Source organism: Gracilibacillus lacisalsi DSM 19029 (assembly GCF_000377765.1).
Lineage (GTDB): Bacteria > Bacillota > Bacilli > Bacillales > Amphibacillaceae > Gracilibacillus > Gracilibacillus lacisalsi.
Genome location: NZ_KB898667.1, coordinates 90433 through 109950 on the forward strand (window position 1 = coordinate 90433; position 19518 = coordinate 109950).

Here is a 19518-nt window from a genome sequence, read left to right on the forward strand (position 1 = left end):
CATGGTATAAGTATAAAAGAAGCAAAAGAAATTTTGCTTTTTTAATTTTTGAGATAAGGATAAGTCTTATCCCCGATAACGAAAGGATTTTAATTATGACAGAAAATTTTTGGCGTGAATTACCACGACCGTTTTTTATATTAGCACCAATGGAAGATGTGACAGATGTTGTTTTTCGTCATGTAGTGAGTGAAGCAGCTAGACCGGATGTGTTTTTTACCGAGTTTGCCAATACGGAAAGTTATTGTCATCCAGACGGAAAACAAAGTGTGCGTGGGCGTTTGACATTTACAGAGGATGAACAGCCAATGGTCGCTCATATTTGGGGAGACAAGCCTGAATACTTTCGGGAAATGAGCATTGGTATGGCGAAAGAAGGGTTTAAGGGTGTCGATATCAATATGGGTTGTCCAGCACCTAATGTCACAAAAAGTGGCAAAGGATGTGGCTTGATCCGTCGTCCAGAAGTTGCAGCAGATATCATACAAGCAGCGAAAGCAGGGGGATTACCTGTAAGTGTGAAGACAAGGCTTGGTTATACGTACGTGGAAGAATGGCGCGATTGGCTCACACATATCTTGAAACAAGACATTGTTAATCTTTCTATTCATCTCCGTACCAAAAAGGAAATGAGTAAAGTTGATGCCCATTGGGAATTAATCCCGGAAATAAAGAAACTTCGTGATCAAGTGGCACCAAATACACTTTTGACAATCAATGGCGATATCCCGGATCGTCAAACCGGATTGAAACTTGTCGAGCAATATGGTGTTGATGGGGTGATGATTGGACGTGGTATTTTTCATAATCCATTTGCCTTTGAAAAGGAACCAAGAGATCCGAGTAGTAAAGAATTGCTCGATCTTTTGAGATTACATCTGGATCTTTTTGATAAATATTCAAAAGTAGAACCACGTTTGTTTAAACCTCTTCGTCGCTTTTTCAAGATTTATGTCCGTGGATTTCGTGGGGCAAGTGAATTACGAAATCAGTTAATGGATACAGAGTCAACTGATGAAGTGCGTGCATTGCTCGATAAATTTGAGTTAAAGAATCTTGAAGGGGTCGAGAGTTAGTAGTGTTTCTTCATTCAAGGTTCAAACAAAGGTGATGTTAGCACGATGCTAGACACAAGTATCTAGATCACAAATAAAGACCCGAACTTGAATTCCATAACAAATGGAGTAGTTCGGGTCTTTTTTAATGCGAGCTTAAGATTTTTATAACGGCTAAAACATAAACTGCGCAGTAACGTGAATGGATTTACTGTCCTTATTCTTCATTGGAGAAAGTTGACGAAACGATCCAGCAGAATACTTCGTTGGGAACAAGTACAATATTTATTCGAACAAAAATTATATTCGTATTGTTTTCTATGTTATCGTTCAAACCAACGGAAGGAGATATCCCCGGAAACGCCACCCCTGTTCCGAGGAAAAAGTCCTCTTTTCCGGGGATAATCGCCAATATCCCCGGAAGGGAAGGAGATATCCCCGGAAGCGCCACCCCTGTTCCGAGGAAAAAATCCCCTCTTCCGGGGATAATCGCCAATATCCCGGGAAGGGAAGGAGATATCCCCGGAAGTGCCACCTCTGCTCCGAGGAAAAAGTCTTCTCTTCCGGGGATAATCACCTATATTCCGGGAAGGGAGTGGTAGTTATCGTCACTATATATTTCGAAAATATGATTAAGGATATTATGTTACTTCGAACAAATAAAATTCATTTAAATAAGTTAGATTTCTTTCCGACGTTCGTCTCTAGCTTGGAATGTATTCGTTATGTCCAAGCCTCGTTTTCATTTTTATGACTCATCACGCTTACTATCCGTATCCTCAATCGGTAAGAACTCAAAAATCTCACCAGATTCAACGGATTCAACAAGTCTCTCCAACCAGTGACAATAGTTCCTATATTCCGTGAGTTGCTGTATATCTTGTTCAGCTCGACGTTTCATTTCTACATCGATTTCCTCCATATTAAGGACTTCCTGCAGTTTTTCTATAGCATCATTGATGGACGAAAGATTTAATTTTGCTTCTCTTTCCCATTTATCCCCAAAGAAATGGGAAAAATATTGGAAGAAATTTTTCTCGGCCATAAATAAATCTTTACGAGAACCTCTTCTCCAAACTTTCTTTACAATGTTGATATCTTGTAACTTACGGACTGCTGTACTCATGCTCGGTTTACTCATTCCAAGGTCGTTTTTCATATCATCAAGAGTCAAAGGATCATGCTTGAAATACATAGTTGCGTATAATCTTCCAATGGATGGTGTGACGCCGTATAGATCCATTGTTTCGGCAATCGAGTCAATGACTAAGCGCTCAGCATCTTCAAGCAATTCTTCTGCTTTTTGCTGTTTTTCATCTTCCAATGATATCCCTCATTTCCTATTAGTAAAATTTAAATGGTTAAATATGAATTTAACTACTTTAATTTCAACTATAACTTATCTTGTGTGAATGTCAAAAATTATTTAACCGAAGATAGCCACTGGTTTACAAAGAAAAAACACTATGGTATATTTAAAATGTTAAAAACGTTAAAAAATAATTTAACAAAATTAATGTTAGGGGGAGAAATATATGAAAAAAATGTTCATCAACGGGGAATGGAATGAGGCTCGCACCGGTGAAAGTAGGAGCATCATCAACCCGTTCAATCAGGAAATTATTGCAACAGTCGCTGAAGGGAACGCTGAAGATGCAAAACTAGCAATCTCTGCAGCACGTGAAGCCTTTGATCATGGTGATTGGAGGAATACCCCTGCTAATGAACGAGGTAAAAAAGTACTCCAAATCGCTGAATTAATAGAAAGAGATAGTGAAGAACTAGCAGAGCTTGAATCTCTTGATACTGGCAAAACGATTGAAGAAAGCCGTGCAGATATGGCTGATATCGCGGAGGTTTTTCGTTATTTTGCTGGGTTAGCTGATAAAGACGGTGGAGAAATCATTGATTCACCGATTCCGAATAGCCAAAGTAAAGTGGTCCGCGAACCGGTCGGAGTTTGCGGTCAAATCACGCCATGGAATTACCCACTTTTACAAGCAGCTTGGAAAATTGCTCCTGCGCTTGCTGCAGGAAATACGATTGTAATGAAACCAAGTGAGATCACACCGTTAACAACGATTAAAGTGACAGAATTAATGGAAGAAGTCGGTTTTCCAGATGGTGTAGTTAACCTTGTTCTCGGTAAAGGTGCGACAGTAGGTAACGAGCTAGCAGAAAGCCATGACGTTGACCTCATATCTTTTACAGGTGGAATTGATACAGGTAAGAAGATTATGCAGACGGCAAGTGGCAATGTGAAGAAGATTGCACTCGAACTTGGAGGGAAAAATCCGAACATTGTATTTGCCGACGCTGATTTCGATACGGCACTTGATCAAGCCTTAAATGCTGTTTTCTTCCATGCTGGTCAGGTTTGTTCTGCAGGAGCTAGATTGCTCGTAGAAGATTCGATTCATGATCGCTTTGTCGAAGCACTTGCTGAAAGAGCTAAACGGATTAAATTAGGTAACGGATTTAATGACGAAACGCAGTCTGGTCCATTAATTTCAGAAGAACATCGAGCAAAAGTTGAAAAATACGTAGAAATTGGAAAACAAGAAGGAGCCAAAGTCTTGGTTGGTGGTTCTCGTCCAGATGATCCCGAACTGCAAAACGGCTTCTTTTATTTGCCTACTATTTTAATCGATTGTCATTCCGATATGCGCATTGTACAGGAGGAAGTATTTGGCCCTGTCCTAACGGTCGAACGTTTTAAAGATGAAGAAGAAGCAGTACGTCTGGCTAATGACACGATCTATGGCCTTGCCGGTGCAGTATGGACGACTGATGTTGATAAAGCAGAACGTGTTGCGTCTACATTACGAATGGGGACAGTCTGGATTAACGATTTCCATCCATATTTCGCACAGGCTCCATGGGGTGGATATAAACAATCAGGAATTGGACGTGAGTTAGGCAAAATGGGATTGGAAGAGTACACAGAAACGAAACATATTTACCGTAATCTCAATCCAGAGCCACTTGATTGGTTTAAATAATGATATAACTGAATTTCGTTTGAATATGCTCATTTTATATTTAAATAAGGAGGTTCTTAGAATGAGTGAAAGATTTGACTATGTAGTCATTGGCGGTGGAAGTGCAGGTTCTGTACTCGGTAACCGCCTAAGTGAAGACGGAACAAAGAGTGTTCTTATATTAGAGGCAGGACGTAGTGACTATCCATGGGATTTATTGATTCAAATGCCAGCAGCATTGCCATTCCCATCAGGGAAAAGCTTGTACGACTGGAAATATGAATCTGACCCTGAACCTTATATGGGTGGTCGACGAATTAAGCATGCTCGTGGTAAGGTACTTGGAGGTTCAAGTTCGATTAATGGTATGATTTATCAGCGAGGTAATCCCAAGGACTATGAACGATGGGGAGCCGATCCCGGTATGGAAACATGGGATTTTGCGCACTGTCTTCCATATTTTAAACGTTTGGAAAATGCATTAGCAGCAGATCCAGATGATGACCTTCGTGGTCATGATGGTCCGATTAAATTGGAACGCGGTCCAGCTAAAAATCCATTGTTCCAAGCATTTTTTGATGCAGCTGTCCAAGCAGGGTACAATCGAACACCTGATGTAAATGGTTATCGTCAAGAAGGATTCGGACCATTTGATAAGCATGTGTATAAAGGTAGAAGGATGTCTGCTTCACGTGCATATTTACACCCATACAAGCACCGTAACAATCTTACGATAAGAACACGTGCTTTCGTTACCAATATTGACATAAATGGTGAACGAGCAGAGGGTGTGACATATCGACGCAACGGGAAAATGCATCAAGTGAAAGCAGGTGAGGTGATCCTTGCAGGTGGTGCGATTAATACGCCACAACTATTACAATTATCAGGTGTGGGTGATGCAGAGCATTTACGTTCAGTCGGTGTCAAACCGAAAGTGAACCTTCCTGGTGTTGGCGAAAACCTTCAGGACCATCTTGAAGTTTATATCCAACACGCTTGTCCGCAACCAGTATCTGAACAGCCTAACTTGAAGTTATGGCGGATGCCTTGGGTTGGTTTGCAGTGGATATTCGGTCGCAAAGGTCCAGCAGCAACGAACCATTTTGAAGGTGGAGGGTTTGTCCGTTCGAATGAAGATGTCGACTATCCAAATTTGATGTTTCATTTCCTTCCGGTAGCAGTAAGATATGATGGACAAAAAGCAGAAACAGATCATGGATTCCAAGTACATGTTGGACCTATGTATTCTGATGCTCGAGGGTCATTAAAGATTCGTTCAAATGATCCTAAAGACCATCCAAGTATGGTTTATAACTACCTTTCAACCGAACAGGATCGACGTGAATGGGTTGAAGCAATTCGAGTTTCTCGAAATATTTTATCTCAGCCAGCGATGGCACCATATAATTCTGGAGAAATCTCCCCTGGTTCTTCTGTTCAAACAGATGAAGAGATTTTAGATTGGGTGGCGAAAGATGCGGAGACTGCACTGCACCCGTCCTGCACGACAAAAATGGGGCCAGCTTCAGACCCGATGGCAGTCGTAAATCCGAATACAATGAAAGTCCATGGACTTGACAATGTAAGAGTTGCTGATGCATCTGCAATGCCTTACGTTACTAATGGTAATATCCATGCTCCTGTATTGATGTTGGCGGAAAAAGCAGCTGACTTAATCCTTGGACGTAAACCACTGGAGCCGATTCATGCTGATTATTATCGTCATGGCATTGATCCAGCCGATGCAGGAACAGTTAATCGCTAAGACAAATAATGTTTCTATAAGAAGCACTTATATTTAATATATTCCCCCCTTTTTTTGAAATAGAACTAGAGCATTAAATTGCAAAACAAAGCAATTTAATGCTCTTTTTACTTGGACAAGTATCACGTTCCTTGGATAAAGACTTATATCCAAGGAAGAGAACAAGGTATTCCAGGAGGAGCGGTTATTGCTCTATTTATACAGTTGTCTATAGCAAGGTCTGTGTGCAATGTGCTTATTTAACTACAAAAAAGAAGCTAGTCTCACCAGTAAGAGAGACTAACTTCTTTTATCTTTTTCCTTATTCTACCCATTCATCAACCAATTCTTGATTTTCATCGATCCATTCTTTAGCTCCATCGAGTGGTTCTTCAGCATTTTCCACATAATCAATTAATTCACCAATTTGCTCGTCATTCATTTTCCAGTTATTAATCCATTCGCTAACGTTTGGAAAATCTTCGCTAAATCCTTCTCTTGTAGCATGGTGAATTTTTTCTACTCCACCGTACGTGTTTTGTGGGTCTTCTAGGAATTTTAAGTCATATTTAGAGAAAGCCCAGTGTGGTGTCCATAGTGGCGCAACGATTGGTTCTTCATTTTTTATTGATTCTCTAATCTCAACTAACATGGTAGCTTCAGAGCTTGCTAATAGTTCAAATTCAAGATTATAATCATCAATTAATTCTTTCGTCACATCCATTGTACCTGCACCAGCGTCAAAACCAACAATTTCTCCTTCAAACAAATCTTTGTGTTCATTTAAATCTTCTATACTATTTACTTCTTCTACATATTCTGGAACTACAAGCCCTACTTTAGCATTATCAAACCAAGTAGCTTCTGAGAAATTAACTGTTTCCTGATACTCTTCAAGGTAATTAGCATCTTGAACCGGTAACCAAATTTCTAAATGAGCGTCCATATCGCCACTTTCTAATGCTTGCATCATCACACCCATGTCTAATACATTTAACTGGACGTTATAACCTTTATCTTCTAATATCGCTTTCCACATATTCGTTACAGCGATGTTTTCGGCCCAATTAATTTGACCAATTGTTATTTCTTCATTATTTACTTCTGTATGTGACTCCTGGTCTTCCTCTGTTTGGTCACTGTTTGATGGATCACTAGTGTCCCCGCATGCTGTCAATACAGCAACCACTAATAGTGTAAAAATAATACTTAACTCTTTCTTCCATTTGTTCATTGTTGAAAACTCCCTTATTATCTATTTATTTAAAATATTTCAAACATAAAATTAGTTCAGAAATATTTTAATATAAAAGCAAAACATCAACTTATCTCCTATTTAGAAGCATAGAAGTCATGTAATAGTATTCTTAAACTATATATAAGAATACAGGCTTTTTCGATATTAAAGCAAATGAATCATATCCCTCCTTAATAAATTTGTTAAATTTTTTTAAAACGTTCTTTACATACTTTATACTAACGTGTTTAAGCTAAATGTTCAAGTGGTAAAACGTGATTTCAGTCAATTCATACTAAAAGCGAAGTCATTATAACAATTCTAGTAACTCTTTTTAATCCATTCATTATATTCAGCTGAGGAGAGATACAAAATTGTATTCTAAATGATAAAGAATTGAAATATTGTGCGGGGTTATGTTTGTTAGAATATAGGATAGAGTTTTATCACCGTGCTAATCGTCCGCAAAACTCCACTTTAAGGTTCGAGTAAAACAAAGAAGCTAAGGTAGGAGAGAACGGACGCTAATACTCTGATAAGTTTCACTAATCACCGGTGGAGAGCAAAAACCTCCACTGATAGAAGTCACACTTTATATATAGCACGTTTTAAATAAAGCAATATGGGGGAACAGGATGACCATGGAGAAACAACTAATTAGTAAATCCTATTATCATACATTTATAGAAGGTATTCATAATGTGGAGCCAATCAAGGTATTGGGTGAATTATATATAGATGAGCAGCAAAATGAAATGCCTGATTTATCGTATATTCGTTTTGCTCAGGGAGAGGTTTATTTTCTGTATAAAGATTATGAGGCGGCCATTTTTAAATGGGAAAACGTTGCTAATGAATTGAAACCTTGGGCGCAGAAAAATATAGCAGATGCTCATGCAAAAATGAATTTACTTGCCATTGCCGAGGACTACTATAATGCAGTTGAAACAGATTCTGAAGTGTTAAAAACAGAAGTTCTTCTACAACTATTTTCACTATACATACAACTTGGTAAGCATGCAAAGGCAGTTGAATCGATTAAGCATGCGGTGGATATCAATCCAGACTATCCTGATGTCACTGATGTAGCACGAGTTTTCTTTGAAGACCAACAGGATTGGGAAAATGCTGTTGAACTTGCAGTTAATGAAGCAATACGAACAGAATCATTATCATGGTTTATGACCTTAGAAGAGTATGTAGAAAATGGGCATACTGTAAAAATAAAGCCAAACTATTTCCGCGAAGTATTAATGACTTTATCTAACATTGATCTGAATCGCTTTGAAAGTTTAGCAACAGCACTATGGAATAGTTATAAACAAACGGATTTATATTTTCCTTGGCTGGAAGAAATAAATGATCTAATGCTAAACATGGAACCGGGACCTTCCTGTGTTTGGAGTAAGCTTCCTAATCAGTTTAGGGGAACATACTTTGAATTAATAAATGGTACATTTTTGATTAGAGAATTTTCTTATTTAATACCAAGTCATTTAACCAATTGGATGAAAGTATCTACGGCTTCAGATGCTGCGATAGCATCATCAGCTGTACTAGCGTGGAGCGAAATGTATTCATCCGATATGGAAGCTTCTATTATTAATAAGGCGGAAAGTCTGTTAAGCCGGTCTGCTTATGATCAGAAAGGTGTAGAAGATGGATTCAAGCTTTTCAGGTCGATCATGAAATGGGCAGAGAATGAAGGCTTGTTATTGGATAAACGTTTCGAATGGATCGTTCACGAACTGCAGAATTTAAATCAATATCATCTGATGATTACAGGAACAGAGACGAGCGGAAAGGCGTCATTTGTGAACATGTTGCTTGATGAGGAGGTTTCAGAAGAGCCTGCTAATGCTACGATCCTTTATAAAGATGCAGATAATGCGAAAATTCATGCCATTACGAATGAAGAAGAAAGAAGCATAGCTGAACATAACGAGTTTAAAGAAGCAACAAAAGATGAGCAGGCATTTATTTCTTGTAAGATGCCGGTACCGTTCTTAAATGAAAATAAACTTACATTAATTGATACTCCGCAGACCGATGGTAATCATTATCTGTATGTAGCAGACAGCTTATTGTTTGTTTTAAATGCGGACTCCAATTTGACAGGTAATGAATTGGATATGGCTGTTCAAATCAAGGAACAGGCACCAGAACTCCCTATTCATTTTCTATTATGCAATACGGACCGAAATACGGACAGTCAGGAAGTGATGGAACGGACGGAGAAAATAATATCTAGAATTGATGCTTATTTCCCAAAGGCGAAAGCATTCACTTATTCCACATATGGAGAAGAAAATAATCAAATAAACGAGTTTTCTGCTTTTACTAGGTCTATAATGGGTGGACATAGCTTAGAACAAGAGCGTGCGTCAAAGATTTTGTATTATATTCGGAAATCGATTAAGTATTTGCTTTTAAAACGTGAAGAAGTAGAAAATTCATTAATCGATAACATTAAATGGAATGAAGAGATAGTCACTAAACTGAAGGGTGCTCAACATCAGTTAAGTGATTTAGAAGAGAATACGGTTCAAGTTATTAAAAAGTCATACAGCAAAATTATAGAAGAATGGAAAAAGGATTTGACGATAAAGATTCCAGAATTGGTTCGACAAAGTTCTGAAGTGATTAAGGAAGATAGAGATTTTGCAAAAATTCATACTGTGCTTAACGATGAAATAAATAAGCGAATTAATCATTATATTGAAGAAACAGTTTTACCAGATTTATATATAGAACTGCAAGAATGGATGGAGAATAGTGAAAGGGAACTGAATGACAGCCAAGAGTACTTAGGTGAAATGAGCGAGAGTTTTAATCATCTATATGGTGAAGACAAGATATTTTTCGAGTGTGACACAAGGGTACTAGATGACTGGAATCGGGATATGAATCGAATGACAAGAGGGAATATACAGTTGACAAAGGCGACTTTTATGAGCAATGCTACCATTTCACAATTTTTATGGAAAAGTGCAGGAAAGCTTGTTGGTGCATTATCAAAAAATAAAGAAACTCTCCATGAGAAATATAAACACTATATGGAAGGGAAAGACTACAGCAAAACAAGCGAAGTACTTATAGATGAATTTATGCAGCAATTCGAAATATTTGGGAAATCTTTAGAACGGGATATTAAGATATTCTTTACAGATCCGTATGATGAATTAGATGCAGTCTTAGCAGAGACATATGATGAGATTGAAGAAAATAAAGATATCCTAAGCGAAATGCAACAAAAACCAGAGGTATACCGCAACCCGATTACCTTGTTTGAATTAAGACTACGTCAATATGAATGGATGTTTGCTACAAGAGAACGAATCTATGAAAATAGTTAATCAAAATAAACTTAGTGGTATTGTAATGGCTTTTTAAAGAAGGGAAGAAAGGATATCATCCGCCGCGAAACAAAAGTATATTGAACTATAAAAAGCGAAACTGGAGAATAACCCAGGTTGCCAAGTCTGACGTATGTTGTAGAGCAGATTAACGAAGGATGCTTATTTCCACTCTTGTGGGAATTGTTTGACCTAAAGATCCACTTTTTCGAGAGGTTGTGCTCGAAAAAGTTAGCTGAAGGGAAAACTCTCAGGAAAGGGAAGTGGGCAGCCGGAGTCAACTTGTTCAAATATTTCATCATTAATACCAAAGTAATAATCGACCGGCGTGAGTTGCCGTTTTTTCTTAATACCTACTTTTGCCAAGGGTTCTACGTGACATTATAATGATTCGATTCTTTAGATTTCGTCATACAATAAACGCTAAGTCCATCGATTATGGTTGTATTTCTTAACTCATAGCCAAATCGTTCATAAAAGGCAACATTCTGCTGATTCTCTGTATCAAGTGATATGGAATAGGAGATTGGTGAAGACGCAGCAATTTCATCGAGCTGTTTTAGAACCTTTTTACCTATTCCCTTTCCTTGATAGGAGGGATCTACCCCGATCATAGTTAGATAATAATGTGGTTCATTGGGGGCATTTGAAAAAGTTACTTTTTGATACTTAGTTAAATACCTAAGTACACGAAAAGGTAGCTTCAATACTAATAACAGCATTTCGATATTTAAGTTAATCTTAGCTTTTATAGATACGTTTGTAAGATTGCTAGGTCGATCGACAATTGCGATGTAACTTGGCTTCGTAGCATGGTCTGTGAGGATCAGCCCATCTAATAAATGATTTCGTTTAATGATAAATCGAATTAAACTTTTCATTTGCCGCTCTCTTTTTTGATTTGAGAATAAGTGGATAAACATAGGGTCTTTCGCAAAAGCTCGAGTAAGTAAGGATATATGATTTTCGTTAATTTGTTTGTTCATGATGAGCCCCCCTGTGATGAAAAACAGAAAAGCTGTACAATACCTTAAAAACATAAAAAATGAATATAGCGGAAGCGAAAAGTGGAATTGTCTGCCCAAGGTAAACCACCATTAGTAATCCTAACCCAGTTAATCCACCGGCTAAGAGGTTATGGATGGAGGAAGATCTCATCCAATTTAAGACTATGGCACTAATTAAAGTGTAGACACAAACTATAATCCCATAGTAAATGGAGATTTCCATTGCCCATGAAAGGATAATCGGTTGAATATGGATGGCTATAAATATCCATCTCATTCTTGGGTGCTGCTCATAAAAGATATCGGTTCCCTTCGTTAAGTTTGCGACAACACCTCCTGAAATATCTAAAAACAAAAACCACATGACAATTTGTTTTAGCAAAGATAAACCGCGCCATTCATCAAACGTTAATAAACATAATGTACAGCCGGATATAAGTACAAAACAAGCAATCACAAGTAAGGATGATTTCGTCTGGAATTCACCTAATATCTCATGGAAAAACGAGGGGATTTTAATCATAGAGCACTCCTTCTAACCGTTCGATCGGTCAATTTTATTATTTGGAGAAATGGCAGTAGTTATTTTAATAAAGACTGCCATGCTTTTATTTGTAAAGTCCAAATTTCTTTAAACGTTACGACATCTGATTCTAGTAAAGAATGGAGACCGTAACCATCTAACGTCATAATGATCATTTCAGAAACTTTGAAAAGCCTCTCTTTTTCTTGAGTGCTATAGTGTGATAATTGTGTAGCAATAGCGTCAACGACCTCGTGCTTAGCCTTTAACAAATAGTCCCTGTATTTTTCATTGTGTAAGCACGTATTATAGAAATGAAATAAAACAGAATAAGATAACCTCTCTTCGTCACTTAATGAGTAAATACTCTCACCAAGAAAAAGGAAAAATCCTTCCAAATCTTTACCCTGATAGGTTTTAACAGGTTCGACTAAATCAACAAGTATATGCTCGAAAATGGTATCTAAAATGCTATCTACAGAGCCAAAGTGGTGGAAAATATTGCTCTTACTAATTCCCAAAAGATCTGCTATTTTTTTTGCGCTTAATCCTTCGATACCTTCTTCAGCAATGATTGTCATAGAGGCAACCAGAATACGCTCTTTTGTTTCATTGCCTTTTGTAATCCTTAAATCGTGACTCATTTCAACCTCCTGATTGGACCTTTATATATTTTTATCTTAACACTAACTGTCCGATCGGTCAATGTTTATAGATGAACTTGAACCGTTATGTTTATTGTCTGGCTTCATCAAACTTTAAGATTGCAATTTGAATTAGGTACTTTGTTCCTTTTGCTCCTAAAAGCCAACAATATAAGCAATTTTATTTATAGCTTAACTTTTGAATAAACTTCCAATGGATAATAAGGGTAAGAAAGATGAAAGGGTATAATAACGCAGAATACCAAAGTTTCCAGCTAACGTAGTAAAAAAACGCTGTCTGCAAAGAAATCCATTCAAAAACAACGGAAAATGCAGTCCAAAGTAAGATATAGAGAACTTTAGTTCCTAACTTCTTAGTAGAAGGATAAAAATTTAGAAATAAAAAACTAATGGAAGGAAAGTACAATAATATTCCTAGCAGGGCAAGCCAATCAAATCCTACTCGAAAATAACCATACAAATGATAATGTAGGTTAAGTATGATATCAGTTAAAAGTCCATATACAAAAGCAAAAATGGATGTAGCATAAATTTCAATCTTATTTAGCTTTTTAGGAGAAAAAAATGCAATAAAGTTGAAGAAAACAAAAATGACAAAAATAAATATCCACACATCTATATTCCTTTCTATTTGGAGGTTACTTTTGCTACTCCGATCGCAAAGTGATTCCACAGTATATTTTCTACTAATTCTGCTTGTGTTTCCTCACACTCAATGATTACAATAACTTCTGAATGTTTTCCTTTTAATAATCGTTTCTTTCTTTTAATAATCCGTTCAGTAAAAAGACGAATAATAAGCCCGATTAGGAAGCCTATGAATGCACCGATTAACCCCCAATATATTGGGCCTAATGCTAATTCAAAGCCTATACTTGCTCCAATAACAGAGAAGGCGGTCGCAAGTGCTAAACCAATATCAATCATGCTTGTACCGTCTGAACGATGCAGTGTATCAAATAATTTCCACTCTTCTTCTCGGTTATCAAGTGGAACAGCATATATATTTTCTTTCATGATTCCCTTTTTCTCTAGCGTAGAAATAGCTAATTCTAAAAAGGTATTATTTTCAAATGTTGAAAATAGTTGCATTTTAATCACTTCACTTTTTGTCTTTTTAGAATCTGAAAATTAGCGTTTTGATAATGGTCTTTTAAATATGATCTTTGTTCTTTTTCATAGAGTTTGTTGTTTTCAACTGTCGCTGAATATGAATCATAAATAGCAAAGCCATACAGAGACGGAAAAAATAATAACCATTGTGGATTTAAGGTTGTAGTTGCTTTTTGGATTTCTCCTAAAAATAATAAAGACACAGCCTCGAGAGCATGAGATTGATAAAAAAAGACAATAGCCCAAATGCCTACAAAAGCAGCCGTTAAAATTCTATGGATATATAATTGCCCTAGACCAGGCATGAATAACGACCAGATACAAGCTAGTATAGGATTTCTCTTATCTAGGTAATTTATTTCTATTGGTGATAAGACAAAAGAGTTAAAACGGTGATTTTCTCTTTCTGCCAATAGGTAAACTTTATTCAAGTCGATGGTTGTTCGATAGCTATCCCAAATGGCGAAAAGGTAAACAGGGATATAAATGAGCAGCCATCGTGTATCCAAAACCTCTTTAGCCATGTCCATTTTCCCTTGAAACGAATAAATCATTGCAAGGTTAAGTTTCGTTTGGACATTGATTATAACTTCCCAGATAAACAATAAATAGCCACGTATATATTTGGAAAGTAATAAATGTCCGAATCCTGGACATGCCGCACTCCACCAAGCAATAATATATGGATTTCTTAGATGAACTTGTGTTGTTCCCAGTATACTGACATGTGCCTTGTAACGCCTTGCTGTATTGTCATTATTGTAGTTTTGCATTTTTAATCCACCTAAAAAATAATCTTTAACATGATTTACATGATATATACTCTATTTCAACCATTCTGGGCCTCTGAATAACAATCTCTTACAAGTTCTTCTTGTAGTGGAGAGGTCACGTTATTCGCTTCTTTATTTGCCAATACAATAGATGGGGATAGAATGGTTAATATAAATGCTACTATTACAACCTTATCATGTTAGAACACCTCTTAATGATTAATGTCTCTCTAGTTTTCAAAATTATGTAAATAAAACGTCGTTAGAGATGTTGATTTAGTTATTTAGTATAAGTGTATCTCTTCTTTGGTAAATGTTTATACTTAAGAAAAAGAATTAGAAATCAATCAATATAGTAACGATAGGAATGGGTCTATCCAAATATTAGTTGCTATTCCAGACATTATCTGCTATTCTAAATAAGACTTATTTTTGTTCGGTATCGGTCTGAGAGAAAAGAGTAAATTTTGCACTTTTCGCCTTTTATCTAAATTGAACATTGATAGTAATAAATGGTGGGGATATCCACATAGGAGGAAACAAATATGCAACAAGGTACAGTTAAATGGTTTAATGCAGATAAAGGTTTCGGTTTTATCGAAGTAGAAGGTGGCGAAGATTTATTCGTACATTTCTCAGCTATTCAAGGTGAAGGATTTAAAACTTTAGAAGAAGGTCAAACAGTTACGTTTGATACTGAAGAAGGTCAACGCGGACTTCAAGCTACTAACGTTAATAAAGCATAATGATTAAAGGGCTCTTCCATAGAGTCCTTTTTCTTTTTTTGCAGAGAGAAAAATCATTTATCAGTCAACATTACAGCAACAGTGAAAAATGTATTCGCTTTTCTTATATTTGAATATGATGAACAGTCTGCGCAAATAGTATAAATAAATCTAATATAAATGAGGGTAACAAATGAATGAAAGAGATTTTGAAAGCTATCTATTAAGTGCTGAATTAAAAAAAGCACTAGATGTATTAAAATACAATAAGCCTACAGAGGTACAAAGTGAAGTCATTCCACGAGTATTGGAGAACCAAGATCTAATAGTAAAGTCTCAAACCGGAAGTGGAAAGACTGCTGCTTTTGCTATTCCTATTTGTGAAAAAATGGTCTGGGAAGAAAATAAGCCACAAGCATTAGTGCTAGCCCCGACAAGAGAACTAGCTGCTCAAGTTCGTGAAGATATAACCAATATCGGCAGGTTTAAACGAATCAAAGCATTAGCTCTATATGGCAAAGAATCCTTTGCTATTCAAAAGGATGAACTGAAACAAAAAACACATGTCGTTGTAGGTACTCCGGGGCGAGTAATGGATCATATCGAAAAAGGGACATTAGATTTAGAGCAAATAAAATATCTTGTCATTGATGAAGCAGATGAAATGCTTAGAATGGGCTTTATAGATGAGGTAGAAGCTATCATTAAACAAGTACCATCGAACAGAGTAACGATGTTGTACTCAGCAACCTTACCAAAAGAAATTGAAAAGCTTTGCCATCAATATATGAAAGACCCTGTAAATGTTGAAATTACAACAGAAGTCACAACTGATCGAATAGAGCACAGTTTATTTGAAGTGAAAAAAGACGCGAAAATGGCTTTACTTAAGGATGTAACCATTGTTGAAAATCCAGATAGCTGTATCATTTTCTGTAATACCCAAGAACAAGTAAACGAAGTATGGAGTGAGTTAGAACAGTCTCATTATTCTTGTGAACAAATTCATGGTGGTTTAGAACAAGAAAAACGATTTTCTGTAATGAAAGGCTTTAAATTGGGAGAATTTCGTTATCTTGTAGCAACAGATGTAGCAGCTAGAGGCATAGATGTAGATAATGTGTCTCTCGTGATTAACTTTGATGTCCCAATGGAAAAAGAAAGCTATGTACACCGAACAGGAAGAACAGGTCGTGCAGGTAATAAAGGGAAGGCGATTACCTTTGTAGCTGATTATGAAAACAAATATTTGCGACCAATTGAGAAGTATATCGGTTTTGAGCTTCGTAAACGGGAGATACCTTCGAAAGAAGCAGTAAAGAAAGCAAAAGAAGCCTTTGATAAAAAAATGACCGAACGACGGATTGTTAAAAATAATAAAACAGCTAGAATCAATCAAGATATTATGAAATTGCATTTTAATGGTGGCAAAAAGAAGAAAATTCGGGCTGTGGATCTTGTTGGTACTATTTCAAATATCCCAAATGTAACAGCAGACGATATTGGGATTATTACCATTAAAGATAATTGGTCTTATGTTGATATATTGAATGGCAAAGGATCTCTAGTTTTGGAAGCGATGGAACATACAAAAGTTAAAGGAAAGAAATTAAAAGTAAGCAAAGCAAGGAAATAGAAATATTCAAATACGTACACAGTCCCCCTTAAACTCTATTATTGGAAGGACTAAAATACAATTTCGTTAATATTTCGATCAATTTGTAGTAGAATAGTATCGATTAAGCGGTAGAGAGATAGGGGGAAGTGATTATGGAAATTCGTGAAATGGTAGAAAAAGATAATCAGGCAATGGAGAGAATTATTAAGCAATCTCTTGAGTCTTTTTCCTTAAATATTTCAGGTACAGCTTATTTTGATCCACAACTAGGAAGATTAGCACAATTTTATCAGCAACAACCAAACGCCAAATATTGGGTTGTTGTAAATGAACATGAGGAAGTAATGGGTGGGGTAGGTATTGCACCTTTCGACCAGGAAAAAAATATATGCGAGTTGCAAAAATTGTACATTATCCCTGAAGCACAAGGTAGAGGTTTATCCAAAAAATTGATTACAGTAGCATTAAACTTCGCAAAAAAGCACTATACATTTTGTTATTTAGAAACAATGGACAAACTTCAAATCGCCAACCAACTCTATAGTAGGTTTGGTTTTAAGCAGCTTGATAAACCGATGGAAGCATCAGAACACAATGCTTGTGACACTTGGTATATAAAGGAGTTATCATAAGCAAGCTATCAAAAGCTTGAGAGTTATATAACATTAAGAAAAGGAAAGCGCATAGTCATCCTATGCACTTTCCTTTTTGTTTTTCTACTAGTTTTCCAATAATTTAAGTGACTCTCTATTGAATGCAGGAAGGTCATCAGGAGTTCTGCTAGTTACCAGGTTGTTGTCTACAACCACTTCTTCATCTTTTACTATTGCGCCAGCATTTTCTAAATCTTTACGTACAGACACGAAGCTTGTCATTTCTCTATCTTTTAATAGGTCTGTTTCTACAAGGAATTGTGGTCCGTGGCAAATGGTGAATACTGGCTTGTCTTCTTGTAAAAACGCCTTTGCAAATGCACCATTTTTCGGGTTAATACGTAATAAATCTGGTGAAAATCCTCCTGGGATTAATAGAGCGTCATAATCACTAGGATTTACCTCATCAATACCTTTATCAGCTTTGATTTTGTCACCATTTTTACCAGTTATTTCTTTGTTTGCTTCTTCACTAATAATTTCTATTGTATGACCTGCATCTTCATACGCTTTTGCAGGATCAGTTAATTCGATTTCTTCTACCATATCTGTTACAAGAGCAGCAATTTTCTTACCCATGTTAACTCATCCTTTCCATTTCTAATTTCAAATACAATCATAAGAAATAAGTTATAATAAGTAAAGTAGACTGCTTAAAGAAGCTGTGAAAAATAGAGTGAATCCTCCGTTAGACTCAAAAATCTATCTTATAGACACTTTTTCACATTTCACCGCTTTTCTGTCCATAAGAATCCATCTCATAGACACTTTTTCACATTTCATCGCTTTTCTATCCATAAGAATTCATCTTATAGACACTTTTTCACATTTCACCGCTTTTCTGTCCATAAGAATTCATCTTATAGACACTTTTTCGTATTTCACCACTTTTTTGTCCATAAGAATCCATCTTATAGACACTTTTTCGTATTTTCTCGCTTGTATGTCTATAAGAATTTATCTCATAGCCATTTTTACTGTTTCATTCGTTTTTGTCTTTGAGAGCGCTTCTCGAGGGTGTTTCAACTTTTATACAAGTTAATATATTTTCTTCCTGAAAAACGTTATTTCGCATGAACAGTCTGTGTTATAATATACAAGTTGCTTTTCAATACTTAGACTAAAAGCATGTATATAAGAACCAATAAAATCTCGTTTTTGATTATGTTTTGATATGCTATTATTTATCACGGTGCTAATCGTCTGTATGACCGCCACTTCAAGCTTTAACTGCTCAGTGGGGAAAAGTTTCACTTTATTATTTTCATAGCTTCGAGGGATACGGGTTCTAGATTTTTTTAAAGGGGCTAAATAGAATGAAAAGCTTTTATCAAGATTGTTTAAAAAGGTTAAAAAGGACAGAAGGAGATGGATGGAAAATGATTACGATAGATGGTGTAGTAGGTGTAGGGAAGACAACTTTAATGGATATAGTTGTAAACGAGTTAGGGTATACACCATTTGAAGAACCCGTTGTGAATAATCCGATTTTAGATAGATTTTATTATGACCGTGAACGGTACAGCTTTCCTTTACAAGTATTCTTCTTGAATGAACGGTTCAAACATATAAAAAATGCTAGTAAATTGAACAAGGCAGTGTTGGATCGTTCTATTTATGGAGATGTTATTTTTGCCAAAATGTTAAAGGATAATGGTGAAATGTCTGAAGAGGAATTTAATATTTATTTAGACTTATTCAAAAATATGATTGAACACTGCGAGCCACCTGCATTAATGATATACCTTGAAATATCAACAGATGAAGCGATTCGTCGTATTAATAAACGTGGTAGAAGTTATGAAGTTGATACAGAAGATGCATATTGGGAGAGGTTGAATAAAGAATACAGAGAATATTTTGAAGCATATGACGCTTCGCCTGTTTTGAAAATTAACGTGGACCAATTAGATTTTGAGAACAATCCATCCGATCGTGAATATATCATCGCTCAAATAAAAAAAGAATTAGATGTACTAAACGTATAGAACGAGAGTATAAAATTTTGAGCATTATCAACTGTGTAAGTGAGGGTGTAGTAGATCCTACTGCACCTTAGTCCTAG

The 19518-nt window shown here is 36.3% G+C and carries 17 protein-coding genes; 9 read left to right on the plus strand and 8 right to left on the minus strand.

Features of this window, described 5'->3' with window-relative positions; all coding sequences use genetic code 11:
• Positions 1-95: 95 nt before the first annotated feature.
• Together D569_RS0110605 and D569_RS22795 are read left to right on the plus strand one after the other, a co-directional pair.
• Positions 96-1076: a tRNA dihydrouridine synthase gene (locus D569_RS0110605; RefSeq protein WP_018932393.1), complete on the plus strand. Its 981-nt coding sequence runs from the start codon at positions 96-98 to the stop codon at positions 1074-1076.
• Positions 1077-1321: 245 nt separating this feature from the next.
• Entirely contained in the window at positions 1322-1657 is a 336-nt protein-coding gene (locus D569_RS22795) for a ribosomal eL19 family protein (protein ID WP_018932394.1), read from the plus strand.
• Between the two features lie 146 nt (positions 1658-1803).
• On the opposite strand, the gene cudC is transcribed toward D569_RS22795, so the two are convergent.
• Complete coding sequence (gene cudC, locus D569_RS0110615; RefSeq protein ID WP_018932395.1) at positions 1804-2379, minus strand: choline uptake/conversion transcriptional regulator CudC; 576 nt, start codon at positions 2377-2379, stop codon at positions 1804-1806.
• A 211-nt stretch (positions 2380-2590) separates the two neighbouring features.
• Between cudC and betB the strand changes: the two genes are divergently transcribed.
• Together betB and betA are read left to right on the plus strand one after the other, a co-directional pair.
• The gene (gene betB / locus D569_RS0110620) at positions 2591-4057 is read left to right on the plus strand and encodes a betaine-aldehyde dehydrogenase (protein ID WP_018932396.1); all 1467 of its coding nucleotides are present in this window, start codon (positions 2591-2593) and stop codon (positions 4055-4057) included.
• A gap of 61 nt (positions 4058-4118) precedes the next feature.
• Positions 4119-5804 (plus strand): choline dehydrogenase, encoded by a 1686-nt coding sequence (gene betA, locus D569_RS0110625; RefSeq protein WP_018932397.1) that lies wholly within the window; start codon positions 4119-4121, stop codon positions 5802-5804.
• A gap of 301 nt (positions 5805-6105) precedes the next feature.
• On the opposite strand, the gene D569_RS0110630 is transcribed toward betA, so the two are convergent.
• Positions 6106-7017, minus strand: a complete 912-nt coding sequence (locus D569_RS0110630; RefSeq protein WP_018932398.1) for a glycine betaine ABC transporter substrate-binding protein — start codon at positions 7015-7017, stop codon at positions 6106-6108.
• Between the two features lie 638 nt (positions 7018-7655).
• On the opposite strand from D569_RS0110630, the gene D569_RS0110635 reads away from it, so the two are divergent.
• Positions 7656-10376: a P-loop NTPase family protein gene (locus D569_RS0110635; protein ID WP_018932399.1), complete on the plus strand. Its 2721-nt coding sequence runs from the start codon at positions 7656-7658 to the stop codon at positions 10374-10376.
• Positions 10377-10747: 371 nt separating this feature from the next.
• Here the strand turns inward: D569_RS0110635 and D569_RS0110645 are convergent, their stop codons facing one another.
• The 5 genes from D569_RS0110645 to D569_RS0110670 all read right to left on the minus strand — a co-directional run bounded on the left by D569_RS0110645 (position 10748) and on the right by D569_RS0110670 (position 14457).
• A complete protein-coding gene (locus tag D569_RS0110645; RefSeq protein ID WP_018932401.1) occupies positions 10748-11362 on the minus strand; it encodes a GNAT family N-acetyltransferase in 615 nt (204 codons plus the stop codon).
• Positions 11346-11906, minus strand: coding sequence for a hypothetical protein (locus tag D569_RS0110650; protein WP_018932402.1), 561 nt, complete (start codon positions 11904-11906; stop codon positions 11346-11348). Before D569_RS0110650 ends, D569_RS0110645 begins: the two co-directional genes overlap by 17 nt.
• A gap of 59 nt (positions 11907-11965) precedes the next feature.
• Positions 11966-12550: a TetR/AcrR family transcriptional regulator gene (locus D569_RS23630; protein WP_018932403.1), complete on the minus strand. Its 585-nt coding sequence runs from the start codon at positions 12548-12550 to the stop codon at positions 11966-11968.
• A gap of 648 nt (positions 12551-13198) precedes the next feature.
• Positions 13199-13663 carry a hypothetical protein gene (locus D569_RS0110665; RefSeq protein WP_018932405.1) on the minus strand — a complete coding sequence of 155 codons (465 nt, stop codon included), beginning with the start codon at positions 13661-13663 and terminating at the stop codon, positions 13199-13201.
• A 5-nt stretch (positions 13664-13668) separates the two neighbouring features.
• A complete protein-coding gene (locus tag D569_RS0110670; RefSeq protein WP_018932406.1) occupies positions 13669-14457 on the minus strand; it encodes a hypothetical protein in 789 nt (262 codons plus the stop codon).
• 545 nt (positions 14458-15002) lie between these two features.
• On the opposite strand from D569_RS0110670, the gene D569_RS0110675 reads away from it, so the two are divergent.
• The 3 genes from D569_RS0110675 (at position 15003) to D569_RS0110685 (ending at position 17432) form a co-directional block, all read left to right on the plus strand.
• Entirely contained in the window at positions 15003-15203 is a 201-nt protein-coding gene (locus D569_RS0110675) for a cold-shock protein (RefSeq protein WP_018932407.1), read from the plus strand.
• A 172-nt stretch (positions 15204-15375) separates the two neighbouring features.
• The gene (locus D569_RS0110680; RefSeq protein WP_018932408.1) at positions 15376-16818 is read left to right on the plus strand and encodes a DEAD/DEAH box helicase; all 1443 of its coding nucleotides are present in this window, start codon (positions 15376-15378) and stop codon (positions 16816-16818) included.
• Positions 16819-16952: 134 nt separating this feature from the next.
• A complete protein-coding gene (locus D569_RS0110685; protein ID WP_018932409.1) occupies positions 16953-17432 on the plus strand; it encodes a GNAT family N-acetyltransferase in 480 nt (159 codons plus the stop codon).
• Between the two features lie 87 nt (positions 17433-17519).
• Here D569_RS0110685 and D569_RS0110690 read toward each other — a convergent pair whose 3' ends face one another.
• Entirely contained in the window at positions 17520-18032 is a 513-nt protein-coding gene (locus tag D569_RS0110690) for a type 1 glutamine amidotransferase domain-containing protein (protein ID WP_018932410.1), read from the minus strand.
• Positions 18033-18769: 737 nt separating this feature from the next.
• Here D569_RS0110690 and D569_RS0110700 point away from each other — a divergent pair.
• Positions 18770-19441 (plus strand): deoxynucleoside kinase, encoded by a 672-nt coding sequence (locus D569_RS0110700; RefSeq protein ID WP_018932411.1) that lies wholly within the window; start codon positions 18770-18772, stop codon positions 19439-19441.
• The last annotated feature ends 77 nt before the right edge of the window (positions 19442-19518 follow it).